Source organism: Burkholderia sp. BCC0397, assembly GCF_902832865.1.
Classification (GTDB): Bacteria; Pseudomonadota; Gammaproteobacteria; order Burkholderiales; family Burkholderiaceae; genus Burkholderia.
The window spans coordinates 13312-39585 of sequence record NZ_CADFDL010000008.1; the positions used below are offsets into that span (position 1 = coordinate 13312).

The window sequence follows — 26274 nt, forward strand, 5'->3', positions numbered from 1 at the left end:
GAATCATTGACCCGGACAGGGCAAGGACACACACGATGAAATTTTCGCTGCTGAAGAAGCTGCTGGTTGCCGGCGTGATCGGCACGTCGTTCGCTGCGGCGACCGCGCACGCGGCCGACCTTCTCGACCAGGTCAAACAGCGCGGCACGCTGCGCGTCGGCCTCGAAGGCACGTTCCCGCCGTTCAACTCGAAGAGCCCGCAAGGCGAGCTCGTCGGCTTCGACGTCGACATCGCGAAGGCCGTCGCGGCGAAGCTCGGCGTGAAGGCCGAGTTCGTGACGACCGAATGGAGCGGCATCATCGCGGGCCTACAGGCCGGCAAGTTCGACGTGATCGCCAACCAGGTCGGCATCACCGACAAGCGCAAGGAAACGCTCGACTTCTCGCCGGCGTACACGTACTCGTCCGCGCAGCTGATCCAGCGCAAGGACGACACGCGCGAGTTCAAGTCGCTGGAAGACCTGAAGGGCAAGAAGCTCGGCGTCGCGCTCGGCACGAACTACATGGACATGGCGAAATCGGTGCCGGGCATCGACGTGAAGACGTACCCGGGCGCGCCCGAGTACCTGCGCGATCTCGCGGCCGGCCGCCTCGACGCGGCGCTGAACGACCGCCTGATGCTCGCGTACCTGACGAAGAATTCCCAGCTGCCGCTGCGCCCAGGCGCGAACGTCGGCTCGGCGAACCCGTCGGGCATCCCGTTCAAGAAGGGCAACCCGAAGTTCCAGAAGGCGATCGACGACGCGATGGCGCAACTCGAGGCCGACGGCACGTTCACGAAGATCTCCGACAAGTGGTTCGGCATCGACGTGACGAAACCGATCAAGTAAGCACGCCTGCATTTCCCGCCTGACGGCGGGCCGGAAAGGGCGGCATCCGCAACGATGCCGCCCTTTGTTTTATCGGTCCGGTTTATGATTGCGCTTTCGCGCACGCATTCGCTTCGTATTTCATGTCGACAACGTCCCTGCTCGTCCAATCGCTGCCGGTGCTCGCCCAGGGTGCCGTACTGACCGTCAAGTTCGCCGTGCTGTCGATGGTGTTCGGCCTGCTTGGCGCCGTCGTGCTCGCGATGATGGGCATCCGGCAAAGCGAAGCGCTCGACGGCTTCGAGCGCATCTGGGTCAACGCGCTCGCGTGGCTGGCGCGCGCGTACGTGAGCCTGATGCGCGGCACGCCGCTGCTCGTGCAGATCTTCGTCATTTATTACGGGCTGCCGAGCCTCGGCATCTCGCTCGACCCGACGCCGGCCGGCGTCATCGCGCTGTCCGCGAACGTCGCGGCCTACATGTCGGAAAGCATGCGCGGCGCGATCAACGGGATCGCGCGCGGCCAGTGGCTCGCCGCGTACAGCCTCGGGCTGTCGTGGGGGCAGACGCTGCGCTACGTGATCGGCCCGCAGGCGCTGCGCATCGCGGTGCCGAGCCTGTCGAACAGCCTGATCAGCCTGATCAAGGACACGTCGCTCGTGTCCGTGATCACCGTGACCGAACTGCTGCGCAGCGCGCAGGAAGTGATCGCGGCGACCTATCAGCCGCTGCCGCTCTATCTCGCCGCCGCGGCCGTGTACTGGATCCTGTGCCAGATCCTCGAATGGGTGCAGCGCTGGTACGAAAAGCGCCTGTCGCTGCCGTCGCGGCACTGAGCCGCGCAGTTGCGCCGGGCCGCGCTCGCGGGCCCGGCACCCTTCTTCCCGCCTGTTCCGCCTATTCCACCTATTCGCCCGAATAGCGCACGCCGAGCACGGCGCGCGCCGCATCGGTCATCGCGATCATCTGCCGCGAATGGTCGTGCGTCATGACCGGGCTTTCGGTCTCGCCCGCGCGAAGCAGGTCGCAGAAATGCGCGGTTTCGTAGTTCAGCCCGCCGCCGTCGACCGGCGCATCGAGTTCGATGGTGCGCCCGTCCGCGTAGCGGATCGTCGCACGCGCAGGGTTCCACCACTTCTCGTGAATCGTCACGTGGCCGCCCGCCGCGGCGATCAGCGCGTCGCCGCGCCCCATCACGTCGAGACCGCAAAAGAGCTGCGCGATCCCGCCGTTCGCATGCACGCTGTTCAGGCTCGCGAACAGGTCGACACCCGTCGCACCGACGCGGCCGAGCGTCTGCACGTCGCGCGCCGCGCCGAGCCAGTCGACGGCAAGAAACGCCTCGTAGATGCCGATATCGAGCAGCGCGCCGCCCGCGCGATCGAGACGATAGACGGAATGGTCGTCCGGCACCGACGACGATGCACAGCCCGCCCGCACGAGCCGGATCTCGCCGATCGGATCGTCACGCAGGTGCGCACGCAGCTGACGGTACAGCGGAAAGAATGGCGGCTTCATCGCCTCCATGAAGAGCCGCCCGGCATCGCGCGCCGCGTGCAGCACCGTGTCGAGTTGCGCGGCGTTCAGCGCCGCGGGTTTCTCGCACAACACGGCCTTGCCGGCGGCCAATGCGGCCAGCGTGTACTGCGCGTGACTGTCATGGAGCGTCGCGATGTAGACCGCGTCGATATCGCTCGCGAGGAGCGCGTCGAGGCTCGCGGCAGGCGTGCCGCCGCAGGTCTCGCAGAAGGCGGCCGCTGCGTCGGCGCGGCGGGCCCAGACGCCGGCGAGCGTGGCGCCCGGCACGTGTGCGAGGCTTTGCGCGAAGCGGCGCGCAATGCTGCCCGCACCGACGATGCCGAAGCGCACCGGGCGATGGTCGTTGTCGTTCATCCTGATCTTCCGTGTCGGTCGTATGACGGTGGCCGGCACGCTGCCGGCCGGCCGTCATGATAAACGGCCCGGCGGCACACGGATGAGCGACACGCGCCGCGTCAGGCACGCACCGGCACGTCGACCGAGAAATCGCGCGAAATCTCGTCCGCGCTGAAATCGATCAGCGCGAGCGAGGCCGCTTCGGCTTCGCGCGGGTCGCGCCGTTCGATCGCATCGACCACGCGCGCATGCGCCTTCACCGCAGTGTCGTGCGCGCCCTCCTTCTGCACGACGCGCGGATTCACGAGACGCACTGCCCCGCGCACGATCGCCGCCATCTGCTGGAAGAACTGGTTGCCGCTCGCCTGGACGATCCGCGTATGCAGCAACTCGTCCGCCGTGTCGTAGCCGGGGTCGCCCGGCTGTAGCACCTTGAACGCATCGAACGCTTCGCGAATGCCCGCGATGTCGGCCGCCGTGGCACGCACCGCCGCCTGCGCGGTCGCACGTGGTTCGATCAGCATCCGGAATTCGATGACGTCGCGCATGAACTGCGGATCGGGTTTTGCCCGAAATCGCCAGCTCACGACGTCTTCGTCGATCATCCGCCAGTCGCGCATCGGCCGCACGCGCGTACCGACTTTCGGACGCACGTCGAGCATGTCGCGCGCAAGCAACATCGACAACGCTTCCCGCATCACCGTGCGGCTCACGTCGAACTCTTTCGACAGCACGTCCTGTGGCGGCAAGATGCCGCCGTACTTGTCTTCGACGATACCCGCGACAAGCCCATCCATCACTTTGGCGACCAGTGACCGGTCTTTGCCCTGCTCCATGACACCTCCCCGTGCGTCGATTTGCGAACACCTGCTCCGCAGTTCCGCCGGCCCTGGTTACTACTCTGTTCTTATGATCTATAAGTTGATGAGTTCGACGATATTTCGCTATCTGGTAAACACCTGACAGGGTTATCCCTCTTTTGAACGAGGTGAGTTATACGGCTAAAAAAAAGGCCCGGGAAGCGCGCCGCGCCTGCCGGACCCCGGTTTCCACAAGATTTATATATCCAATCCATGACAGCAGATACCGCGCCGTTACGGACTGCTTCTCATTCAGATTCAGCCAGCCGGATAAACGATCGTTTCAACGCCGTTTTCCGTGCCGAGCAAGCACAGATTCGCGCCGCGCTCGGCGAACAGGCCGACCGTCACGACGCCCGGCCAAGCGTTCACCTGCGCTTCGAAACCGCGCGGATCGGCGATCTGCAGGCCCTTCACGTCGATGATCTCGTTGCCGTTGTCGGTGATATATGGCGCGCCGTCCTTCGTCACGCGCAGCACGGGCACGCCGCCGAGCGCGGTCACGCGCCGGCCGATCGCCGTGCGCGCCATCGGCACGACCTCGATCGGCAGCGGGAACGCGCCGAGCACCGGCACGCGCTTGCTGGCGTCCGCGATGCAGACGAACGTGTCGGCCACCGACGCGACGATCTTCTCGCGCGTCAGCGCGCCGCCGCCGCCCTTGATCATCGCGCCGCCGGCGTCGATCTCGTCGGCGCCGTCGACGTACACCTGCAGCGTGTCGATCTCGTTCAGGTCGAACACCTTGATGCCGTGCGATTTCAGGCGTTCGGTCGTGGCAATCGAGCTCGACACGGCGCCGCGATAGCGCGATTTGACGGCGGCGAGCGCGTCGATGAAGCAGTTGGCGGTCGAGCCGGTGCCGACACCGATCACGGCGCCTTCCGGCACGTTCTGGATCACGTAATCGGCGGCGGCCTGGCCGACGAGGCGTTTGAGTTCGTCTTGAGTCATGGCGTGGTAATGCTGCGGGATTGCGGAAAACCGCCAGTTTACCGGAGTCGGCGGACGGTCCCGCGTTTTTCGGCGGACGATGCGCCGCGTATTCAGCGCGTATTCAGCGTGTATTGGCCGCCGGTGCGGGGTCCGCCGCTTGCGTGCCGGGGAAGTACTTGTCGAGCAGCGCCTGCGCGATCGCGTCGCTTTCCGCGTCCGGGTTGCCCGCGTAGTCGGACGGCCGGAAATGCATCTGGAACGCCGCGAACACGCGCCGCGTGCGCGCGTCGAGCACGCCGTCGGTCGGTACGTCGTAGCCGTAGCGCGCGAGCTTGAGCTGCAGTTCGCGCACGTCGACCGGCGCGTGCGGGTCGCGGCCGCCGAGCCGCGCGGCGACGGTCGCGTCGTCCGGCCATGCGCCGACGCCGGCTTGCGCGAGCGCATGCCACGGGAACAGCGGCCCGGGATCGATCTTGCGTTGCGGCGCGATATCGCTGTGCCCGACCACGCGCGTCGGCGCAATCCCGTAGCGCGCGACGATGTCCTTCGACAAGCGGGTCAGCGCGCCGACCTGTTCGGGCGGATACGGCTGCCAGGTGCGCTGCTGCGCGTCGAGCGGACCGCGGTTCACGTTCTCGATGCCGATCGACACCGCGTTCAGCTCGGTCGTGCCCTGCCACTCGCTGATGCCCGCGTGCCACGCGCGCCGCGCTTCCGGAACGAGCTGGTAGACGACGGGCATCCCGCGCTCGGTGCGCGGCTGCGGCGGGATGACGTAATGCACGCTGACCGAATCGCCGGTCAGCGTACGCAGCGATTTCGTCTCGTCGCTTTCGGTGTAATGCATCACGAGAAAGCGGATCCGCGAATCGGCGCTGCGCGCGTGCAGGCTCGTGTCGGCGTAGTAGGTGCCGCGTTCGACGAGCGACGGCGCCGTGCAGGCCGCCAGCAGGCCGAGCACGGCGCAGGAGACGCCAACACGGAACAGGGTCATCGGTCGCGGGTTCCGGAGAGCCGCGTGCCGCGTTGTATCGCGGCACGCGTCGTTCGGGTCATTCGACGCCCGCGCATCGCGCGCGGGACGGGCCGGGTCAGCCCTCGGGTCAACCCCGGAGGTCAGCCCTTCACGCGCCGCTGGCGCACGGCTTCGTACAGGCACACGCCGCTGGCGACCGACACGTTCAGGCTCTCCACGCTGCCGGCCATCGGAATGCTCATCACTTCGTCGCAGGTGTCGCGCGTGAGCCGGCGCATGCCTTCGCCTTCCGCGCCCATCACGAGCGCGACCGGGCCGTCGAGCTTCGTTTCGTACAGCGTCGACGATGCCTCGTCCGACGTGCCGATGATCCACACGCCGGCTTCCTTCAGCTCGCGCAGCGCGCGGGCGAGGTTCGTCACCGTGATGTACGGCACCGTATCGGCCGCGCCGCTCGCCACCTTGGCCGCGGTCGCGTTCAGGCCGACCGCGCGGTCGCGCGGCGCGATCACCGCGTGCGCGCCGGCCGAATCGGCGACCCGCAGGCACGCGCCGAGGTTGTGCGGATCGGTGACGCCGTCGAGCACGAGCAGCAGCGCGGGCCCGTTGATGCCGTCGAGCAGCTCGGACAGGTTCTGCGCGAGCGGCATGTCCTCGACGCGCGCGACGACGCCCTGGTGGCGCTCGGTATGCGCGAGGCCCCACAGACGCGTTTCGTCGGCTGCGATCAGCCGCACGCCCGCTTCCTTCGCGGTGTGCAGGAAGTCCTGCATGCGGCGGTCGCGGCGCGTCTGGTCGTACAGCACCTCCGCCACCGTCGATGCATCGTGCCGCAAACGTGCGGTCACCGCATGAAAACCGTAAAGAACCTTCAGACGTGACATGACTGGAACAACCTTCGATCAAACGTGCGGCCGCGCGACATGCGCGGCCGCGATCCATGGAAAAGGAAAGCGCCGCGTGGCCGGCCGATGACCGGTGACGCGGCGTCTCTCGATACTGCAGGGCGGGCGCTTGCGCCGCCCCGAACGCTCAATACTTCTTGCGGGCGTGGGCCTTCTTCGCGGTCGGCTTCGCCGGCGCGCCGCCGCCACTGCCGCCGCCCTTCTTCTTCGCGACGCCGCGCGCGGCGCGCGCTTCCTTCACCGCGACGCTCGGCGCGCTCGCGGCCGTCTTGCGGCGCGGCACGGTTTCCTCCACCGGCGGCAGCGCACGCACGCGCGGGCCGTTGCCGTTGCGATCGACGCCGGCAGCCGGCGCGGGCGACGGACGCGGCGCCTTCACCGGCGTATCGCGCACAAGGCGGAAATCGATCTTGCGCGCATCGAGATCGACGCGGCTCACCTGCACGCGCACGCGATCCGACAGGCGATAGCGGATGCCCGTGCGTTCGCCGCGCAGCTCGTTCTTGATCTCGTCGTACTGGAAGTAGTCCGAGCCGAGCTCCGTCACGTGCACGAGCCCTTCGATGAACAGCGTGTCGAGCTGCACGAAGATGCCGAACGACGTCACGCCGTTCACCATCCCGCCGTACTCTTCGCCGAGCTTGTCGCGCATGAAGTAGCACTTGAGCCACGCTTCGACGTCGCGCGATGCCTCGTCCGCACGGCGTTCGTTCGCCGAGCAGTGCAGGCCGAGCTCTTCCCAGATCGCCGTGTTCGAGCGCGAGCGGCCGCGCGCTTCGTCGTCGGCCTGCTGCATCGCGCGGGCGCGCGGCGACAGCGCGGTGTTCAGCTCGAAACCTTCCGGCGCCTTCGGCACGTACTTCTTGCCCGACAGGATCGCGTAGATCGCGCGGTGCGTGAGCAGGTCGGGATAGCGGCGGATCGGGCTCGTGAAGTGCGCGTACGCCTCGTACGCGAGACCGAAGTGGCCGATGTTGTCCGGGCTGTAGACCGCCTGTTGCATCGAGCGCAGCAGCATCGGCTGCAGCATCTGCGCGTCCGGCCGGTCGCGGATCTGCGCCATCAGCGCCGCATAGTCGCTCGCATGCGGCTTGTCGCCGCCGCCGAGCGACAGGCCCATGCCGCGCAGGAACGCGCGCAGGTTCTCGAGCTTCTCCGGCGTCGGCCCCGCGTGCACGCGGTACAGGCCCGGATGCTTGTGGCGCTTCAGGAAGTCGGCCGCGCAGACGTTCGCGGCCAGCATGCATTCCTCGATCAGCTTGTGCGCGTCGTTACGCTGACGCGGCACGATCTGCTCGATCTTGCCCTGCGAGTTGCAGACGATATACGTCTCGGTCGTGTCGAAGTCGATCGCACCGCGCTTTTGCCGCGCGGCAAACAGCGACTTGTAGACGCCGTACAGATCCTGCAGGTGCGGCAGCAGGTCGGCGCGGCGCGCGGCCTCCGGCCCCTTCGTGTTCGACAGCACGGCCGCGACTTCGGTGTACGTGAGGCGCGCCGCCGAATGGATCACGGCCGGATAGAACTGGTATGCCTTGATCTCGCCGCGCGCGGTGATCACCATGTCGCATGCGAGCACGCAGCGGTCGACCTGCGGGTTCAGCGAACAGAGGCCGTTCGACAGCTTCTCCGGCAGCATCGGGATCACGCGGCGCGGGAAGTAGACCGACGTGCTGCGCTCGAGCGCGTCGGCATCGAGCCCGCTACCCGGCTGTACGTAGTGCGACACGTCGGCGATCGCGACGATCAGCCGGAAGCCGTCGCCGCGGCCGACCTTGACCGGCTCGCAATAGACGGCATCGTCGAAGTCGCGGGCGTCCTCGCCGTCGATCGTCACGAGCGGCACGTCGCGCAAATCGACGCGGAAGCGCAGGTCGGCCGGGCGTACCCCGTCCGGCAGCGCGGCGGCTTCGTCGAGCGCCCGCTGGCCGAATTCGTGCGGCACGCCGTACTTGCGCACCGCGATCTCGATTTCCATGCCTGGATCGTCGATGTCGCCGAGCACTTCGACGACGCGGCCGAGCGGCTGCGAATGGCGGCTCGGGAAATCGGTCAGCTCGACGACGACGACCTGCCCGACCTTCGCCTTCTTCACGTTCTGCGTGATCAGGATGTCGTGGCCGATACGCTTGTCTTCCGGCGCGACGATCAGCGCGCCGTTCTCGTTCAGCAGGCGGCCGATCACGCGCTTGTTCGCGCGCTCGGTGACTTCGACGACATGCCCTTCCGGCCGGCCGCGGCGATCGTAGCCGACGATCCGCGCGAGCACGCGGTCGTTGTGCATCACCTTCTGCATTTCGCCGTTCGGGAGGAACAGGTCGTCCTGGCCGTCGTCGCGGATCACGAACCCGTAGCCGTCGCGATGCCCCTGCACGCGCCCCGCGACGAAATTCGACGGATGGGTCAACTGGTAATGGCCGCGCTTGTCGAGGCGGATCTGGCCGTCGCGCTCCATCGCGGCGACACGCCGGAAGAACCCCTCGCGCTCCTGACGCTTGATCGACAGGGCTTCGGCGATGTCGTTGGCGGCCAGCGGCGCGTCGCTCGTCCGCAGCACGCCGAGAATCTCTTCACGGCTCGGAATGGGGTACGGATATTTGCTCAAGGGTTTGTCGATGATTGTTCTCGTTGCGTTGACTGATGGTGCACGGCATCAACATAGAGGTGTCCGTCTGACAGTTCTATATTGACGGCGGCGGGTCATTCTATCATCCGCCCGTGTCGCCAAATAATGGGAATGCCGCCGGCGCGCCCGGCAGCAGCCGGTTTGCGATGCATCGCAAAAAAGTGTTGACAGGAATAATTGGGGCGCTATAATTTCGCTTCTTTGCAGCAAGCAGTTACTGCAAAACGTGCCCAGGTGGCGGAATTGGTAGACGCACTAGGTTCAGGTCCTAGCGGTGGCAACATCGTGGAGGTTCGAGTCCTCTCCTGGGCACCACTTGATTTATAAAAAAGGTCGGCTTCTAGCCGGCCTTTTTTCATTTCCGGCCCGGGAAGCAAAGCGCCTGCGCGCTTTGCGCGAGGGCTCGAAAGGCTGCGCTTGCAAGCGCAGCCGGGGTCGCGCATGTGTGACCGAGTCCTCTCCTCGGCACCATCGGCATTCAAAAAGGTCGGCGAAAGCCAACCTTTTTTCGTTTGCCTGGCGCATGCCGCCAGCCGACCGTACCGTGCGCGGTGGCGCGCCAGCCTTCCCTTTCATCGGCTCACGGCGGCAGTCTCGTCAGAGCATGCGCTTCAGCACGCCGTTCTTCGACACGAAATGGTGTTTGAGCGCGGCGCCCGCGTGCGCCGCCACCAGGAATGCCAGCAGATAGCAGCCGATCTTGTGCAGGACGAACCAGTGCTCGGTAACCGGCCCCGCGCTGAACGGCGTATTCACGTAAGCCGCCCAGAACAGCCAGTAGCCGTCCGGCACCATCACGAAGCCGCTGAACAGCACGAACGCGACGAGCGCGTAAATCAGCGAGTGCACGAGGTGCGCGATCGATCGCTGCTTCGAAGGAATCGACGCGATGTCGGGCGGCGTCCGGCGGAAGAACGACCACACGTAGCGCAGCGGGAACAGCACGATCAGGCTGCTCGCGAGCGACATGTTGAGCGTCGAAACGAAACGCCAGACGTCCGGCTGGGTAATGAAGTGCAGCGAGAATCCGGCCACCATCGTGTACAGGATCACGACCGCGAAGATCCAGTGCAGTGCGCGGGAAAAGCGATCGTAGCGGCCGTCATCCGAAGACGCTTGCCGAAAATGGGTCTGAGAAACCGTATGCATGATTCATCCTTTATCGATTGCCATGGCAGTGTTGCGATGGATAAGTGGATGAAATTATCGACGTCGATTCCGGTATGAATAAGCATCCTCAACGATTTCAAAACACCCGGCTCGGCGTCGACGATGCGTGCGGCCGAACGCCCGCGTCGCCGGCCTGTGACAGCGCATCTCGATCGGCAAGTCATCGCATGGCTCGGGCGCACGCCGGGCAACCCGTCAGTCTTGCTGCCGAGATCCTCGCCATCGCGCGCCACGCGAAGCGCAATTCCGGGCAGGTTGCTCGCCCACGGGTTCATGCCCGGCAGCGGCCCGAGCGTGAACATGTCCGCGTGCGCGAACGCGACCTCGCACCGGCATGGCCGAACGTGCCGCTCGAGCCGGTGAAAAATGACCGATGGAAACAGGTGGATGAATGGAGCGTGAAGCGCGTCGCGGCAGCGTCACGACATGCATCGTTGCGATGCCGAACGGCGATTGAAGGTCGGCGAGCCGAGGCGGTGCGCCGCCACCGCCTCGCCGGATCCGGAGATGAAACGCGACGCGCCGCTATCCGGCCGACCGCTCACGCCCGCTCGAGCCGATATCCGTAGTTGTAGACCGTCGTGATCACGAGGCCGTTCTTCGCGCGCAGCCCGAGACTCGAACGCAGCTTGCTCACATAGGTGGCGAGCGTCGCGTCGTACTTCCGGTCGACCACGCCCCAGATGCGCTTGATCATCATGTCCTTCGACACGATCCGCCCGACGCTCTCGAACAGCATCAGCGCGACATCGAACTCGCGCAGCGACAGTTCGACCGGCACACCGTCCACGGTCGCGGCATGCGCGCTCACGTCGAGCGCGAACTTGCCGACCTCGACGACCTTCGCGCGCTGCGTCTCGGGGTAGTACTTGCGCGCCTGCGCATTCACGCGCGCGACCAGCTCGCGCTCGCGCAGCGGCTTGATCAGGTAATCATCGGCGCCGCTGTTGAGCCCGAACACGATGTCGTTCTCGCCGTCGTGCTGCGTCATCATGATGATCGGCAGCGCGTCGGCGAACGATTCGCGCGCCCAGCGCATCACTTCGATCCCCGACTTGCCCGGCACGTCCCAGTCGAGCAGCAGCACGTCGACGCGCTGCGTGCGCACCAGTTCGATGAAGCCGTCGCCGTCGTGCCGCACCTCCGTGTCGTAGCCGGCCTTGTTGAGCCAGCCGGCCACGACGCCTGCCTGGGTCACGATGTCTTCGAGTATTGCGACAATCATGTTCGTCCTGATCTCAGTATGCCGCCCCGTCTCCGGGCCCGTTCGCCGCTCCGTCGACCGGAGCGGGCGGCAGGTAAACAAAAGCCCATTCGCCGTACGCGCCGCTGTCGCCGAACGCGTCGTACCGCGCCGGGAAACCCTGGCGCTTCAGCGGCTGCCCGGGCGCCTCGCTGAACACACCCATGATGCCGCCGTCCGGTGCCTTCACGAGCCCCCACTGCGTCGATCCGGTCAGCGGATCGGCGTACAGGCGCCGCAGGTGACGCAACGTCGGCAGCCCGCGGCGATCCTCGAGCAGCGCGTCGAGCGACGCCGGGTAGCGGCTGCCTCCCGCCGCATTGTAGTAGCTCGCGATCGCCGCGCGAAACTGGTCACCGACGAACAGGAGCTGCGCCTCGCGGTCGCGCTGCTGCACCGTCGTCCAGATCCGCGCCGCCTGCGTCATGCCGAGCCCGAGCGCCGCGACCAGCATCAGCACGCCGAGATACGCGATGCCGCGCTGCCTGCGCAAGCCGCACCGCCGATCACCACGTCGCATAGTCGCTCCCGTCGAGCGCGCGCCCTTTCGCGCCGCTCTTCACGTCCGCGATGCCGCCCGTCTCGCCGGCCTGCGACCGCCACGAGCCGCGCTTGCCCGTGACCGGATCGAGCGGCAGCTCGCGCAGGTAGCGCTTCTCGACCAGCGCATCGAGCGTGTCGGGATCGCGGCCGTGATCCGCCCGGTAGTCGTCGATCGACTGGCGCAGCGTGTTCAGGTTGTGACGCAGCACCGTTTCCTTCGCGCGGTCGCTCTGCTTCAGGTAGCCGGGCGCGACGAACGCGGTGAGCGCCGCGATGATCGCCATCACGACGAGCAGTTCGATCAGCGTAAAGCCGGCGGCACGGCGCGCACGGCTACCACTGGTTGTACGGGACGCCATTGAGGCCCTCCTTGCGGTTGGTCGAGCGGATGTCGAACACGTCCTCGCCGGACGAAAACGAATCGGGATCGCTCGCGTAGCTGCGCGTTTCCCACGTGTCTTCGGGCGCCTTGCCGTCGCATTCGCACATCGGATCGGCGGGAATCCTGCGCAGGAAATACAGTCGCGCACCGTCCGGCGACTTCTTGTCGTCGACGCCGTCGACGAGCACGCGCAGGTCGGCCGGGTAGCCGCTCGCGTCGACGCTGTGCTCGACCCGCCCGTCGCTCGCCGCCTCCTTGTACGCATCGAGTGCCGAGCGGATCACGACCAGCGCACGGCGCAACTCGGCCTCGTCCGAGCGGCGCTTGACGAGATCCGTCAACGGCAGCGCGACGGTCGCGAGCAACGCCAGCAGCGACATCGCCACCATCAGCTCGATCAGCGTGAAGCCGCGTGCGCGGGCGCGTCGACGGACGCTCATGCGAAGCCCCGCGTGCGCGAGAGCAGCATCGGCGCGTCGGCGTACAGCGGCGCAGCCGGCTCGGGCTCGCCCACGAAGCGATCGACGAACGCCTGCAGCGTGGCGATCAGCGAGCGAACCGCGGCCGTGACCGGGTGCTCGCCGCGCGCCGGCGCAGCAGCAGCGGCGGCCTGCGCCTCCGGTGCCGGCGCCTCGGCACGCTCGAGCGCGGCCGGTCGCGCGATCGGCGACGCCCTGCCGGCGTCGCTCGCGCGATCCAGCTCGATGCGCGCCAGGGCGATTTCCGCCCGCAGGCCGGCAGTCTTCGCCGGCGTGGCAGCCGCCCGCGTCGCCTCCTCTCTCGACGCCGCCGGCAGGGGGCGCGCCGCGGCCGTGTCGGCCGGGGCGACCGCTGCAACCTTGACTGCAGCAGCCGGCTGCAGCCCGGCCGCGGCACGCGTACGCATCATTCCCGCACCGCGCGCGCCGCGCTCGACTGCCGGACTCGCCGCGTCATCCTGACGGGCCTCTGCGGGCGCCTGCGGTTGCGCATCGGCCGACTCGGCTGGCTCGGCCGCGTCGGGCTCCGCGGCTGCGCGGTTGCCCGCGGGCGGCGACGGCTCGATCGGCGCGTCCAGATCCGGGCCGTTCGGCGACGGCAGACGCGCCGGCACGGCCTGCGCGGACTCGAGCGTCAGCGCTTCGGTGGTCACACGCGACTCGGTGCCCGACAGGAAGGTCGTCACCGCCGACAGCGGCAGGTCGAGATTGCGCTCGATATGCGGGGTGATCAGCAGCACGATCTCCGAGCGCTCATTGCTGCGGCCGTTCGAGCCGAACAGCCGGCCGATCACCGGCAGGCCCGATACGCCCGGCAGCCCGGCAACGCTCTCGCTTTCATTGCGCTTGACGAGGCCGGCAAGGATCTGCGTTTCGCCGTTCTTCGCGGTCATCAGCGTCTCCGCGTTGCGCGTGCCGAGCGAATAGGCGACCAGCCCGGTCTTCGTGGTTTCCTTCGACAGGATGCTGCTGACCTCCATGTTCACCTTGACGCTCACCTCCTCGTTCAGGCTGATGCGCGGTTCGACCTTCAGCATCAGGCCCACGTCCTGGTAGCTGACCGATTCGGTCACGACGCCGTTCGCGTTGGTGGTCGTAACGATCGGCACGCGCTCGCCGATCTTGATGTTGGCCTTCTCCATGTTGCGCACACGGATCTTCGGATTGGCGAGCGTCTTCGTCTTGCCCTGTTTCTGCAGCAGATCGATCGCGAGCGCGAGGCCGCCCGATTCGCTCGACACGCCGACGCGGTCACGATTCAGGCGCAGCAGGTCGCCGAGCGTCAGCGCGCCGCCCTCCACGCCGCCGAGCGCGTTGAACTGAATCTTGCCGGGATACTGGACGCCGAGATCGAGACTGTCGTTCATGTTGACCTCGAGCACCTGCACATCGAGCGTCACTTCGGATTGCGGAATATCGAGCCCCATCACCACGCGCTCCGCGACCTGGATCGTCTCCGGCGTGTCGCGCATGACGACCGCGTTCACGCGCTCGTCCACGTAGACGTCCTTCGGCTTGATCATCTGGCGCAGCGCGGCCATCACCGATTTCGCATCCGCATGCGACAGGAAGAACGTGCGAATCGCGAACTCCGTGTAGTTGCGGGCCTTTTCAGGCTGCGACGGGTAGACGAGCAGCGTGTGCTTGTCGAGCACCTTCTTCTCGAGCTGGTTGGTGCGCAGCAGCAGGTTGATCGCGTCTTCGGCGGTCGTGCGCTCCGCGAGCAGCGTCGCGGCCTGACTGGTGTCCACGTCGCGGTCGAACACGAAATTCACGCCGGACACGCGCGAGATCACGTCGAAGATGTTGGCCAGCGGCTGCTGCTTGAAATTGAGCGACACCGGCTTGCGCAGCGCGTCGGACAGCTGCGGGCGCACCGCGCGGCTGGCCTGCGACTGGCGCAGCATCGTGTCGCGCAGGCGCTTCGCGCCCGCGTGGTTCGGCTGCTCGGCGAGGATGCGGCGCGCGATCTCGAGCGCCTCCTGCGGTTTCTCGCCGCCGATGCGCTGCGCGCGCGCGAGGTCGACCGCCATCTGCTGGCGGCGCTTGACCTGCTCGAGCGCCTGGCTGGCCTTCAGGTTGCCCGGATCTTCGCCCAGCACGTTGTCCAGGTGATCGATCGCCGCCGCGTGGTTGCCCTGCGCAACCTGGCGGTCGGCTTCCTTCAGTTCCGCGCGCACATACTCGTGCCGGCTGAATTCGACGGCGGTCGTGAGCGCGATGTCGTCCGGCGCAGCGGCCTTCTGTTGCTGCAGCGTGCCGAGTCGTTCGGCGGGCGTCGCGGCGGCATCGGGCGCGGCATTGAACGGGGTACTTGCGCATCCTGTCAGCGCAAGCGCCGAGATCAGGAGCAAAAGACTGACTTTACGTTTCATGATGGTGTTCGGCACAGGTTGGATTCGGGGTTCATTGGGTCGGGACGGGCAGTGACAGCTCGACATCGGTGCTGTCCCGGGTCACGATCACCGTGCCCTGTTCGCCCAGTTTCTTCAGCCGGTAGCCTTCGGCGATCTCGTCGCCCGGCAGCACCGCGTCGCGCACGTCGCAGCGCGATCCGCACAGCAGGAACGTCCTGCCGATGCCTTCCAGTACGACGATGCGCTGGCCGCTCTCGCGCCACTCTCCGGCGATCTCGAACGGGATGGCGGCGGCCGGCGGTGCGTCGATCGGCGTATCGAGCGACGGCGGTTCCGGTTCGGGTGCGGGTTCGGGCGCCGCGACCGGCGGCGGGTCGTCGCGCGCCGGCTCCGCGCCGAGCGACGCCCAGCTCTGCGCCGGGAAGACGTCGACGATCGGCGCCGGGCCGCCGCTCTCGTGCGCCGCGCTGCCGCCGGAGATGCAGGCGGCGGCGAGTGCGAGCGCAAGCGGGATCAGGACGGGGCGCATCATGTGTCGGGCCCCAGCAGGCTGACCCGCAGGTCGGCGGTAACCGTGGCGCTGTCGATCCGGTCGCGCTCGATCGACACGCCCTCGATGCGCACCATCGGCTGGTCCGCGATCTCGCGCATCGCTTCGCGCAGCCCGACATAGCTGCCGCTCAGCGCGATGCTGATCGTGAGCCGGCGCAGCTTGCCCTTCATCTCGACTTCGCGGCGATAAGTCGCGTGCTTGCGGTCCATGCCGCGCTGCGACAGGATCTGGAAAATCGAGTACGCCTGCTCGCTGCTGCGCAGTTGCTGCACCTGCTGCAGCGTCATGCCGCCGTCGCCGGCCTGCTTGCCCGGCTTCGGCAGCGCGGCCAGTTCCGCCGTGCGCGCCGAACGCTCGGCCTCGAGCTGCTCGCTGTCCGGCTGCAGGTGGAGCGCGTGAGCGCCGATCAGCACGACGACCAGTCCGCCCGCCAGCAGCCCCGGCATGCCGAGCCTGGCGCTAGCCGCATAGGCGCCCCAGCGCAGCCGCGCGGCGAGCGCCGTCGTGTCGATTGCTTTCAGGTTCGTCATGGGTGTTCGATACTCAGGCTGAAGTGAAAAATGTTCTTGCCGTCCTCCGCTTTCGTGCGGTGCTGCAGCAGGCCGATCTTGCGGTCCGGGTGACGGTCGTTCAGGCGATCGATGAAGATGTAGATGTGCGACAACTCCGCCGCGCCGCCTTCGATGCGCGCCTCGCGGCCGGCCTTGTCGACCGTCAGCGACTTCAGCGCGATTTGCGGCGTCCACGCATGCTCGATCCAGTCGACCACCGACAGGCCCGAGCCCGCGGCGCTCGTCTTCTGCTCGGCAAGCACACGCTCGATGCGGCGCTGCTCCGGCGTCATGCTCTTCTGCCGGCGCTGCTCGCGCTCGATCGCGCGCTTGCGCTGGTCGATACGGCTTTCGATGCGATCGACCTCGTCGCGCAGTTGGTCGACGCGCGACCACTCGCTCGCGGCGAACGCGCCGGTGAGCAGCGCGCAGCACAGCGCGACGGCCGCCCACCGGGTGACGCGCGCGCGCGGCGCCGCGAAATCCAGCTCGTCGAGGCGTGTCATGCCGCTTCCCCGGATGCGCACGCGGGCACGTCGCCCCGCGCGTCGTCGAGCAGCGTGACGCCGTCCGCGTCCGGCGGCGCGCCGTCGAGCGCACTCGCGAAGGCCGCGCCGGCCAGCGGCTGCCCGGCCATCAGCGCGGCGGCAGCGAACCAGTCGTCGAGCCGCCGGCCGCCCGCGCGCGGCAGCGTGACCACGTCGGCCCACTCGCCCGCGCGACGAAACACGCAGGTGACGACGCGCGGCTGCAGCAGCGCGTAGCGGCAGTCTTCCGCGCTCAGGCGGCCCGCATGCAGGGCGAGCGACGCCGACAGCGCATCGCGCACGCTGACGAGCCGCCAGCCGGCGGCGCGGCTCACTGTCGCGAGCGACGCGAGCAACGTGTCGCAGGCCGCCACCGCGAGGCGTGCACGGCCGTGCCGCCCGGCTTCGATACGGATGCGCAGTGCACCGCGCTGCGCGCGGGCGGCGAACAGTGCGCGCGCATAGCCGTCCCAGGCGGCATCCGACACCAGCCCGTCCTGCCACGGCAGCACGACGCCATGCATCCACGGGTGGCCGACGACGATCTGCAGGCGGTTGCACATCGGCAGACGCTGCTTCGGCAGATCTTCCAGCACCTGCGCCAGCGCTTCGGCCGGCAGTCCCTCGTGCGCGACGACAACGTGCGGCGGGCCGGCGCGACGCGCGCGCCAGCTGTCGCTCGTCCACACGCGCAGCGTGTCGGCGTCGAGCACCGCGACGGCGTTATTCCACGGCGATCGCACGCTGCACCTCCTGGAACGTCGTCAGCCGCGCGCGGATCGCCGCCAGCCCCGCCTCTCGCATCGACTGATAATCGGCGTTGTCCGCGAGCGCACGCGTGCGCTTCTCGATCGAGCGTTCGAGCAACGCGACCTTCATCGCCGCGTCGAGCGTCAGCACTTCCGCGAGCCCGATCCGGCCGTGATAGCCGGTGCCGCGGCACGTCTCGCAGCCCGCGCCGGGCGCGACCACGCGCTTCAGCTCGTCGAGCGGCGCGTCGCGCAGATCGGCGCCGTGCGCCGCGTCGCCGCAGCGCGCGCAGATCCGGCGCACCAGGCGCTGCGACACGACGCCGTTCAGCGCCTCGAGAAACGTCGACGGTTCCACGCCCATGTAGATGAAGCGGTCGATCACGCTGAACCCGTCGTTCGCATGCACGGTCGACAGCACGCGGTGGCCGGTAAGCGCGGATTGCACGGCGATCGACGCGGTCTCCTCGTCGCGAATCTCGCCGACCATGACCGTGTCCGGATCGTGACGCAGGATCGAGCGCAGCCCGCGCGCGAACGTGAGCCCCTTGCGCTCGTTGACCGGAATCTGCAGCACGCCCTGCAACTCGTATTCGACCGGATCCTCGATCGTGATGATCTTGTCGTCGCCGGTGTTGACCTCCGACAGCACTGCGTACAGCGTCGTCGACTTGCCGCTGCCGGTCGGCCCCGTCACGAGCATCAGCCCGTACGGACGATGCGCGAGCGCGCGCACGCGCCGCGCCGTCGGCGCATCGAAGCCGAGCACGTCGAGGCTCACGCGGTCGCCGCGCTGCGACTTGTCGAGCACGCGCATCACCGCGTTTTCGCCATGGGTGCCGGGAATGATCGACACGCGGAAATCGATTTCGCGGCCCTGCATCACGACCTTGAAGCGGCCGTCCTGCGGCACGCGCTTCTCCGCGATGTCGAGCGCGGCGAGCACCTTGAGACGCGACAGCGTCTGCGCGGCCGCCTCGAGCCCGGGAATGTGGCGGATCGACTGCAGCACGCCGTCGATCCGGTAGCGGATCGACAGGCCGTCCGGCACCGCTTCGAGATGGATATCGCTGGCGCGGCTCTGCAGTGCGTCGTAGAGCGTCGTGTTGACGAGCCGGATGATCGGGCTTTCGTCCTTCGCGATGCTCGCGAGCGAGATCGACTCGATCGCCTGCGCGAGCGAATCACCCTGCGTATCGATCGTCACGTCATCCATCAGCCGTTCGCTCGACTCGATGTCGCCGAGCAGCCGCTCGACTTCGCCCGGCGCGCTCATCGCCAGTTCGACCGGCCGCGTGCCGAAGCGCGCCAGCAGCTCGTCGCGCACGTGGCGCGCAAACGGATCGGCGACGACCACGCACGGCACGCCATCGAGTTCGACCGGCAACACGCGCCAGGTCAGCGCGTCGTGCAGCGGCAGCAGGTCGAAGCGCGTGCGCGCCGCACGCAGCGCATCCGCATCGACCGCGCCGATGCCGAGGCACGCGGCCGCTTGTGCGAGCAGCGTCGCATCGGCGCTCAGCAACCCGGCGACATACTGCGCGAAATCGACGCCCGACGCGTCGGATTCCGACTGCCAGCGTTGAACGATGTGTTCCGTTTTCATTGAATTTTCTCCAGTTGGACAGTGGAATCGCGAACGCCTTGGCGTCACGGCTATCCGACGCTGCCGGCCAATTCGAAGATCGGCATGTAGAGCAGCAGGACCACCGCGCCGACCGTCGCGCCCACCGCGAGCATCAGTACCGGTTCGAACACCTTGCTGAGCATCTCGATCGCGCGGTCGAGCGCGCCGTCGTGAAACTGCGCGATGTGCTCGCACATCCCGCCGAGGTCGCCGCTCTGTTCGCCCACGCGCAACAGCCGCTCGGCGACCGACGTCGTCAATCCATGCGCGGCGAGCACGGCCGCGACCGGCCGCCCTGCGCGCATCCCGGTCAGCGCGACGGCGAGCCGCGCGCGAAAATGCTCGGGAAGCACCTTGCCGGACAGCTCCAGCGCGACGATCGCCGGCGTGCCGCCCGCGATCAGCAGGCCGACGGTCCGGTAGAACCGCGTGAGGGCGAACAGCGCGCAGATGTCGCGCACTTTCGGCGCACGCCACATCAGGCGCTGCATCGCTTGCTTCAAGGCAGCCGAGCGCACCGCCAGCGCCGCGCCGACGAACGACGCCGCAACCGCGAGCCCGACCGCCATCCCGTTCTCGCGCAGCAGGGTCGCCCACCAGAGCATCGCCCGGGCCGTCGCCGGCAGCGTCGCGAGCGACTCGAACACCACGGCGAAACGCGGAATCACGAAGAACGCCATGAACAGCAGGATCGCGATGCCGACGCCGATCACGACAGCCGGATAAATCAGCGCGCCGATCACGCGCTTGCGAACCTGTTCGATTCGCACTTCGTATTGCTGATAGCGCTTGAGGACAACCGGCAACTGGCCGCTGCCCTCCGAGGATTCGATCGTCGCGACGAACAGCGCCGGAAAAATGGTCGGCTGCTGCGCGAGCGCCTTCGACAACGGCTGGCCCTCGACCATCACCGCCAGGATCCGGTCGATGACGTGTTTCGCGTCCCTGCCCGAATCCGCCTTGTCGCGCAGTGCCTCGAGTGCCTCGATCAGCACGAGGCCGGCGTCGAGCAGCGTCGACAGTTCCTGCAGGAACAGCGCCAGCGCGAACTTCGGCGTGCGCCGGCGGCGCCCGAAGCGGGTATCGCGCCGGACCTCGAGCACGACCGCGCCCTGCGCCGCGAACCGCGCGCGCACGTCCATCTCGCTCGCCGCTTCGACCGCCTGCTGCGTGACCTTGCCGGCGGCAAGCACGCGTACCCGAAATGCGTCCATCGCTACCTCCGCCATTCGTCGAGCAGCGCGAGGCTCGCATCGCGATCGCTCGTCAACGCGCGGTACGCGCGCCAGACCTTGGTCGCATAAGCCTTGCGCGCCGGCTCCCGTTTGGCCGACGACCCGGCGTTGTACGCGCCGACCGCGTTCCACGTGTAGCCGTGCCGGTCGATGAATCCGGCGAGAATCGATGCGCCGGTGTCGATCGACGTGCACGGCTCGTCGATCAACCGCTTGTGCGTCACGCCGACCTTGACGAGACGCGGCAGATGCGAACTGTTGATCTGCATCAGCCCGATGTCGTAGGTGCCGTTCCGGTTCCAGTTCATCGCGCGCGGATTCAGCGCGGATTCCACTTTCGCGATCGCGACCAGCAGCAACGGATCGATGCCGTGCCGATCGCCCGCCCGGGTCCAGCAATCCTTGGCCGCGGCGCCGGATACGCAGGCGGCGAACAGCGCCACCCCCGCGATCCAGCGGCGCGGACCCTTACATGCCATAGACGAGGTCCGCATCGAGACCACTCCCGCCAACACGACCGTCCCGTCCGAGCGACACGATCTCCGCCTCGCCTTCGCGGCCCGGCACGTTCCATTGATATGCGCGGCCCCAGCCGTCCTTCGGCACGGCCTTCGCGAGATACGGGCCGTTCCAGCCGTCGCTGCCTTGCGGCTGCGCGACCAGCGAGTCGAGCCCTTCGTCGGCCGTCGGATAGCGGCCGGTGTCGAGCCGGAATTGCGTGGCCGCGTCACCCAGCGTCTTCATCTGCGCTTCAGTCGACTTGACCTTGGCCTTGTCGACCTGCGAGAACAGCTTCGGACCGACATAGCCGGCCAGGAGCGCGATGATCAGCAGCACGACCAGCAGCTCCAGCAGCGTAAAACCCTGCTGGCCGCGGCGCGTTGCCCATTTCCGGTAGTTCTGTTTCACGTCGTTTGCCCTCTGTAGAGATCCCGGCACGGCGTCGCGGCCGGGGGCCGTCGTGTCGCAGACGGCAGGTGAATGAGGCGCTTTCGGAGAGGCTGGTTCGAATGAAGGAAAGCGCCGATCGATGAGGTCATTTTCCCGGGCGAAGGGAAGTGCCACCACCTTCATCAACGAAATATCAACGGCTGTTTTGAATCGGTCGATCCGCGGCCGCGCGTCAATAAAAAAGCCGCGCGCATTGCTGCGCGCGGCTCGCCTCATCGCCTTTTCAGGTCGTTACTTGCTGCAGGCGCCCACGTCCTTCCACACCTTGCCGGTATGGTCGGCGCCCGTCGACGCCGGATCGCCCGGGACCTCGTTCTGGGTCCACCAGCGCGCCTCGTACGTGCGGCCGTTGTGCTGCACCTTCGCACCGCCCGTGTAGGCCGTGCCCTGCTTCCATGCGGCCTGGCACTGCGCGCCTTCGCCGCCGCCCGATTCGCCGGTCAGCTTGAACGTGGTGGTTTCCTGCTTCAGCGTGCCGCCGTCGATCTGCGACGTCGCCACGGCCGTGTGGTCGCCCGCCTTCGCGTTCGCGATGTCGACGTTCACGTCGCCCTGCATGCGCATCGTCGACGACTTCGAGCCGACCAGCGAGTTCGCCGCGTCGTAAACCTTCACCGTGACGTTGGTGTCCTTCGCGTGGTTGAACTTCAGGAAGAACTTCGCGGTCGCCTTGCCGTTCTGGATCTTGAACTCGCCGTTGTTCGAGATGCTGAAGCCTTCGTCGAGGCCGCCTTCCGGCTGATGATCGATCGTCGTCTCGGTACGCACGATGCCGCTGGTGCTCTTCGAGAACACGTCGTTCTTGCCGAGCGCGGGCTCGATGCGGCCATCGCGCTCGACGCCGGCAATCAGGCTCGCCGCCTGGGTGCGGTTGATTTCCTTCGCGAGCAGCATCGGCCACATGTTGCGCTCGCCCTGCTGCGCGGAACCGATCGTCACCGTGGTCTTCATCGACGGCACTTCGCCGCCCGACTTGAACACGCGGTTCGTGACCTTGTCGCCCGTCTTCAGGTCCATCGTCGGCGCGATGCTGCCGACGTTCGACCAGTTCGGCTTGCCCGGATCGGTCGGGCCGCCGGCGTCGGTGATGTTCAGGTCGGCCACGTTATAGAACATGCCGGCCGTATCGCCGACGTGCCACGTCGTCAGCATCACGTGATGGCCCTTCTTGTCCGACGGGATCGTGCAGCCGTGCGGGCCGATCTCGTCGGCTTTCTTCATCCCGCCGTCGATCGTGCAGAACGGCGTCAGGTCGAACTGCTCGCGCGTGAGCTTCGCGTTCGGATTCCAGCCCTGCTTCGTCAGGTAGTACTTGAATTCCTTCGTCACGTGCGGTGCGGTGAACGTCCACTTGAACTTCTGCGCGCCCGGCTTGATGTCGGTGATCTTCCAGCGATCGACCGACTGCTCGTTGAGCTCGCTGAACTGCGTCACGCCGCCGCTCGCGATCTCGCCGTCCGGCGCGCCGGCTGCCGGGAAGCCCTGCTTGCCTTCGACGCTTTGCGGTTCGTAGGTGACCGAACCGCAGTTGAAGTTTTCGATCTTGCCCGCCTTTGCGCTGCACAGCAGGTTGCGCGACGGCGGCTCCGACAGGTAGCCGTGGGCAAATGCGGCTTGCGCGAAGAACATCGACGCGCAGGCTACGAGCGGCGACACGGTAAAGAGGGTCTTTTTAGCTGATCGGGTTCTCATCTGATTCCGTTTGATTGAACGTTGAATGGGGTTGCCTCGTTAAGCGAATCGCGAGCGATCCGCCGGAATTTGCGTGACGCATGTCCTGCTGACGAAACGCTGGGTGCAGTATCGTCAGGCGCCGCGCGTCGGCGTACCTTCCTGAACGATCTCTCAAAGATTCGTCGTCCCCCGCCCGTTATCCGCTTCCCCCCTGCCCGCTCGTTTTTAGATTGCGTTGAGAATCGTTGCCGCCATGCCGCCCAGGAAAAAGAATGTGCTCGCTTTCCCGCACTTTTTTTCAACACCTGGATGGATGATTATCAAATTGAAATCGCATAAACGCACTCCCGACATCGTGATCCGCCGCCGCTCGCTGCGCCGTGCGCACGTTGCCTATGCCGCGCTCGCGGCGGCCAGCGCACTGAGCTTCGCGAACGCCGCGCTGGCCGCGCCCGGCAAGCCCAGCCTGAAGCAGTACGAAATCACGTCGCAGCCGCACGGCTTCGTCGAGATCGACATGCAGAAGGCCGGCGTCGCGCCGTACAAGGACATCGTCAAGCTGAACAAGAAGGTCGACGTGCCGCTGCCGTTCGACATCTGGAGCAACGGCACCGCGGTGAAGGCGGTCGCGGTGGTCGACGGCGTCGTCGATCCGGCGTCGGAGGTCAGGATGACGCCCGGCGGCACGCAAAGCGGCCAGGTGGTCGCGAACGTGAAGACGCCCGGCGTGAAGAAGATGCAGGTCCGCGTGATCGACGCCAACGGCGCGGCGACCGACAGCGCGCCGCTCGACGTGGTCGTATTCGACACGATTTCCGAACTGGCGGACGACCTGCCGAACAACGCGAGCAAGAACCACAAGCCGTATGCGAACACGACCGGCTCGGTGGTCGGCACCTACTTCGCGACCTGGTCGATCTACGACCGCAAGTTCAACGTCGACAACGTGCCGGTCGAGAACCTCACGCACATGCTGTACGGCTTCATCCCGATCTGCGGCGGCACGGACGTGAACGCGTCGCTCGCGAAGGACCTGCCGGGCTCGTTCAACACGCTGATGCAAAGCTGCAAGGGCCTGCCCGACTACAGCGTCGCGATCCACGACACCTACGGCGAGATGGCCAAGACCTTGCCGGGCCAGACCGCGAATTCGAAGCTCAAGGGCGTGCTCGGCCAGATGATGGCGGCGAAGAAGCGCAACCCGAACCTGAAGATCCTGCCGTCGATCGGCGGCTGGACGCTATCCGACCCGTTCTTCCAGATGCACGATCCGGCGAAGCGCAAGGTGTTCGTCGATTCGACCGAACAACTGCTGCGCACGTGGAAGTTCTTCGACGGCGTCGACATCGACTGGGAATTCCCCGGCGGCAAGGGCGTGAATCCGTCGCTCGGCGATCCGGTGAAGGACGGCCCGCTGTACGTAACGCTGATGAAGGAACTGCGGCAGATGCTCGACAAGCTGTCGCAGGAAAGCGGCAGGACCTACGAGCTGACGTCGGCGATCGGCGCGGGCAAGGACAAGATCGACGTGGTGAACTACAAGGAAGCCACGAAGTACATGGACTACATCTTCGACATGACGTACGACTTCTACGGTGCGTTCAGTCTGACGGATCTGGGCCATCAAACCGCGCTGTACGCGCCGAACTGGAAGCCGGACACCGCGTACACGACCCACAACTCGATCAAGGCGCTGCTCGCGCAGGGCGTCGATCCGAAGAAGCTCGTGGTCGGCGCGGCGGCGTATGCGCGCGGCTGGAACGGCGTGCACGGCTATGCCGACGGCAATCCGTTCACCGGCACGGCGACGGGCCCGCACAAGGGCCAGTGGGAACCGGGCATCCTCGACTACAAGAAGCTCAAGGCGGAGATGATCGGGCCGAACAACACCGGCATCAACGGCTACGAATATCACTACGACCAGACGGCCGAAGCGCCGTACGTCTTCAACAAGGGCACCGGCGAACTCCTCACGTTCGACGACGAGCGTTCGGTCCTCGCAAAGGGCGACTACGTGCGCGCGCATCAGCTGGGCGGCCTGTTCTCGTGGGAAATCGACGCGGACAACGGCGACATCCTGAATGCGATGCACAAGGGTCTCGGCCACGGCGACGAAGGCGGCGGCGGCGGTGCCGAAAACCATCCGCCGGTCGCGAACGCGGGCGCCGACCTGACGGTCACCGGGCCGCAGAAGGTCACGCTCGATGCGTCGAAGTCGCGCGACCCCGACGGCGACAAGCTGAGCTTCAAGTGGGAACAGGTCGGCGGCGATCCGCTGAAGCTCGTCAATACGACGAGCGCGACGGCGAGCGTCGACGTTCCGTCGGTCAAACAGGACACGAAGTACACGTTCCGCGTGACGGTCACCGACCCGGCCGGGTTGAAGGATACGGCGCAGGTCGTCGTGACCGCGCAGGCGGAAGCGACGGTCGAGCCGCCGCCGGGCGAAAACCGTCCGCCGGTCGCGCACCTCGGCGGCCCGGCGACGGTTGAAGCCGGCCAGGCCGTGACGCTGTCGGCCGCGAAGTCGACCGACCCGGACGGCGACAAGCTGAGCTTCAGGTGGAGCGTCCCGACCGGCATCAACGCAACGCCGAACGGCGCGACGTTGAACTTCACCGCGCCCGAGCTCGCGAAGGACCAGTCGTTCACGTTCTCGGTCACGGCCAGCGACGGTAAGCTGTCGAGCACCGCGAAACACACGGTCCTCGTGAAGGCGAAGGATGCGGGCGGCGGCGAAGGTGGCGGCAATGGCGGCGGCGACTACCCGGCATACAAGGCTGGTACGCAATACAACGCCGGCGACATCGTGTCGAACCTCGGCAAGCTGTACCAGTGCAAGCCGTTCCCGTACAGCGGCTGGTGCTCCGGCGCGCCTGCGGCATACGAACCGGGCAAGGGCTTCGCGTGGAACGACGCGTGGACGCTTCACGGTGACGGCGGCAACGGCGGCGGCAACGGCGGCGGCGAAGGCGGTGGTAACGGTGGCGGCAACGGTGGTGGCGAAGGCGGCAACAACGGCGGCGGCGACCACCCGCAGTACAAGGAAGGGACGAAGTACAACGCCGGCGACATCGTCTCCAACAATGGCAAGCTGTTCCGCTGCAAGCCGTTCCCGTACACCAACTGGTGCTCGATGGCGGCCTGGGCTTACGAGCCGGGCAAGGGCACCGCATGGGACCAGGCGTGGGAGGAACACAAGGAGTAAGACTGACGACGTGCCAGGTCCGGCCGGCCGCGCCATCG

Annotated in this window: 25 protein-coding genes and 1 tRNA gene; 5 read left to right on the forward strand and 21 right to left on the reverse strand. The window is 67.0% G+C overall.

The window, feature by feature from the left end; all coding sequences use genetic code 11:
* Positions 1-35 precede the first annotated feature (35 nt).
* Both HWX03_RS23205 and HWX03_RS23210 read left to right on the forward strand, forming a co-directional pair.
* Entirely contained in the window at positions 36-830 is a 795-nt protein-coding gene (locus tag HWX03_RS23205) for a cystine ABC transporter substrate-binding protein (protein ID WP_174433338.1), read from the forward strand.
* A gap of 122 nt (positions 831-952) precedes the next feature.
* On the forward strand, positions 953-1645 hold the full coding sequence (locus tag HWX03_RS23210) for an amino acid ABC transporter permease (RefSeq protein WP_006484207.1): 693 nt from the start codon (positions 953-955) through the stop codon (positions 1643-1645).
* A 70-nt stretch (positions 1646-1715) separates the two neighbouring features.
* On the opposite strand, the gene HWX03_RS23215 is transcribed toward HWX03_RS23210, so the two are convergent.
* The 6 genes from HWX03_RS23215 to rnr form a co-directional block, all read right to left on the reverse strand.
* Positions 1716-2702, reverse strand: coding sequence for a Gfo/Idh/MocA family oxidoreductase (locus HWX03_RS23215; RefSeq protein WP_175872801.1), 987 nt, complete (start codon positions 2700-2702; stop codon positions 1716-1718).
* A gap of 101 nt (positions 2703-2803) precedes the next feature.
* The gene (locus tag HWX03_RS23220; protein ID WP_060260460.1) at positions 2804-3520 is read right to left on the reverse strand and encodes an FCD domain-containing protein; all 717 of its coding nucleotides are present in this window, start codon (positions 3518-3520) and stop codon (positions 2804-2806) included.
* A gap of 282 nt (positions 3521-3802) precedes the next feature.
* Entirely contained in the window at positions 3803-4498 is a 696-nt protein-coding gene (gene rpiA / locus HWX03_RS23225) for a ribose-5-phosphate isomerase RpiA (protein WP_174433336.1), read from the reverse strand.
* A 103-nt stretch (positions 4499-4601) separates the two neighbouring features.
* Complete coding sequence (locus HWX03_RS23230) at positions 4602-5474, reverse strand: N-acetylmuramoyl-L-alanine amidase (protein ID WP_175872802.1); 873 nt, start codon at positions 5472-5474, stop codon at positions 4602-4604.
* 122 nt (positions 5475-5596) lie between these two features.
* Positions 5597-6340, reverse strand: coding sequence for a 23S rRNA (guanosine(2251)-2'-O)-methyltransferase RlmB (gene rlmB, locus HWX03_RS23235; RefSeq protein ID WP_175819913.1), 744 nt, complete (start codon positions 6338-6340; stop codon positions 5597-5599).
* A gap of 148 nt (positions 6341-6488) precedes the next feature.
* Positions 6489-8966: a ribonuclease R gene (gene rnr, locus HWX03_RS23240; protein ID WP_175819914.1), complete on the reverse strand. Its 2478-nt coding sequence runs from the start codon at positions 8964-8966 to the stop codon at positions 6489-6491.
* 249 nt (positions 8967-9215) lie between these two features.
* Here rnr and HWX03_RS23245 point away from each other — a divergent pair.
* Positions 9216-9302: transfer RNA gene (locus tag HWX03_RS23245), tRNA-Leu, on the forward strand.
* 282 nt (positions 9303-9584) lie between these two features.
* Here the strand turns inward: HWX03_RS23245 and HWX03_RS23250 are convergent.
* The gene (locus HWX03_RS23250) at positions 9585-10136 is read right to left on the reverse strand and encodes a cytochrome b/b6 domain-containing protein (protein ID WP_175872803.1); all 552 of its coding nucleotides are present in this window, start codon (positions 10134-10136) and stop codon (positions 9585-9587) included.
* A gap of 44 nt (positions 10137-10180) precedes the next feature.
* On the opposite strand from HWX03_RS23250, the gene HWX03_RS23255 reads away from it, so the two are divergent.
* Positions 10181-10726, forward strand: a complete 546-nt coding sequence (locus HWX03_RS23255; protein ID WP_175872804.1) for a hypothetical protein — start codon at positions 10181-10183, stop codon at positions 10724-10726.
* Here the strand turns inward: HWX03_RS23255 and HWX03_RS23260 are convergent.
* The 14 genes from HWX03_RS23260 to gbpA all read right to left on the reverse strand — a co-directional run bounded on the left by HWX03_RS23260 (position 10699) and on the right by gbpA (position 23046).
* Entirely contained in the window at positions 10699-11382 is a 684-nt protein-coding gene (locus tag HWX03_RS23260) for a response regulator transcription factor (protein ID WP_175872805.1), read from the reverse strand. The two genes, HWX03_RS23255 and HWX03_RS23260, sit on opposite strands and share 28 nt — an antisense overlap.
* A 13-nt stretch (positions 11383-11395) precedes the next feature.
* Entirely contained in the window at positions 11396-11893 is a 498-nt protein-coding gene (locus HWX03_RS23265) for a type II secretion system protein (RefSeq protein ID WP_244107154.1), read from the reverse strand.
* Between the two features lie 13 nt (positions 11894-11906).
* A complete protein-coding gene (locus HWX03_RS23270) occupies positions 11907-12302 on the reverse strand; it encodes a prepilin-type N-terminal cleavage/methylation domain-containing protein (RefSeq protein WP_174429432.1) in 396 nt (131 codons plus the stop codon).
* The gene (locus HWX03_RS23275; protein WP_175872806.1) at positions 12277-12765 is read right to left on the reverse strand and encodes a type II secretion system protein; all 489 of its coding nucleotides are present in this window, start codon (positions 12763-12765) and stop codon (positions 12277-12279) included. The genes HWX03_RS23270 and HWX03_RS23275 overlap by 26 nt, the downstream gene beginning before the upstream one ends.
* Complete coding sequence (locus HWX03_RS23280) at positions 12762-15179, reverse strand: secretin N-terminal domain-containing protein (RefSeq protein WP_175872807.1); 2418 nt, start codon at positions 15177-15179, stop codon at positions 12762-12764. The genes HWX03_RS23275 and HWX03_RS23280 overlap by 4 nt, the downstream gene beginning before the upstream one ends.
* A gap of 31 nt (positions 15180-15210) precedes the next feature.
* Positions 15211-15693 carry a hypothetical protein gene (locus HWX03_RS23285; RefSeq protein ID WP_175872808.1) on the reverse strand — a complete coding sequence of 161 codons (483 nt, stop codon included), beginning with the start codon at positions 15691-15693 and terminating at the stop codon, positions 15211-15213.
* Positions 15690-16244, reverse strand: a complete 555-nt coding sequence (locus HWX03_RS23290) for a hypothetical protein (RefSeq protein WP_175872809.1) — start codon at positions 16242-16244, stop codon at positions 15690-15692. The genes HWX03_RS23285 and HWX03_RS23290 overlap by 4 nt, the downstream gene beginning before the upstream one ends.
* Positions 16241-16771, reverse strand: coding sequence for a hypothetical protein (locus tag HWX03_RS23295; protein ID WP_175872810.1), 531 nt, complete (start codon positions 16769-16771; stop codon positions 16241-16243). The genes HWX03_RS23290 and HWX03_RS23295 overlap by 4 nt, the downstream gene beginning before the upstream one ends.
* Positions 16768-17535, reverse strand: a complete 768-nt coding sequence (locus HWX03_RS23300) for a hypothetical protein (RefSeq protein WP_244132752.1) — start codon at positions 17533-17535, stop codon at positions 16768-16770. Before HWX03_RS23300 ends, HWX03_RS23295 begins: the two co-directional genes overlap by 4 nt.
* Positions 17516-19147, reverse strand: a complete 1632-nt coding sequence (locus HWX03_RS23305) for a GspE/PulE family protein (RefSeq protein ID WP_175872811.1) — start codon at positions 19145-19147, stop codon at positions 17516-17518. Before HWX03_RS23305 ends, HWX03_RS23300 begins: the two co-directional genes overlap by 20 nt.
* A gap of 50 nt (positions 19148-19197) precedes the next feature.
* On the reverse strand, positions 19198-20382 hold the full coding sequence (locus HWX03_RS23310) for a type II secretion system F family protein (RefSeq protein ID WP_175872812.1): 1185 nt from the start codon (positions 20380-20382) through the stop codon (positions 19198-19200).
* Between the two features lie 2 nt (positions 20383-20384).
* Positions 20385-20897, reverse strand: coding sequence for a lytic transglycosylase domain-containing protein (locus HWX03_RS23315; RefSeq protein ID WP_279612241.1), 513 nt, complete (start codon positions 20895-20897; stop codon positions 20385-20387).
* Positions 20872-21312 carry a type II secretion system major pseudopilin GspG gene (gspG, locus tag HWX03_RS23320; RefSeq protein WP_174429441.1) on the reverse strand — a complete coding sequence of 147 codons (441 nt, stop codon included), beginning with the start codon at positions 21310-21312 and terminating at the stop codon, positions 20872-20874. Before gspG ends, HWX03_RS23315 begins: the two co-directional genes overlap by 26 nt.
* Positions 21313-21585: 273 nt before the next feature.
* Entirely contained in the window at positions 21586-23046 is a 1461-nt protein-coding gene (gene gbpA, locus HWX03_RS23325) for an N-acetylglucosamine-binding protein GbpA (RefSeq protein ID WP_175872814.1), read from the reverse strand.
* Between the two features lie 307 nt (positions 23047-23353).
* On the opposite strand from gbpA, the gene HWX03_RS23330 reads away from it, so the two are divergent.
* Entirely contained in the window at positions 23354-26236 is a 2883-nt protein-coding gene (locus HWX03_RS23330) for a glycosyl hydrolase family 18 protein (RefSeq protein ID WP_279612242.1), read from the forward strand.
* Positions 26237-26274 lie beyond the last annotated feature (38 nt).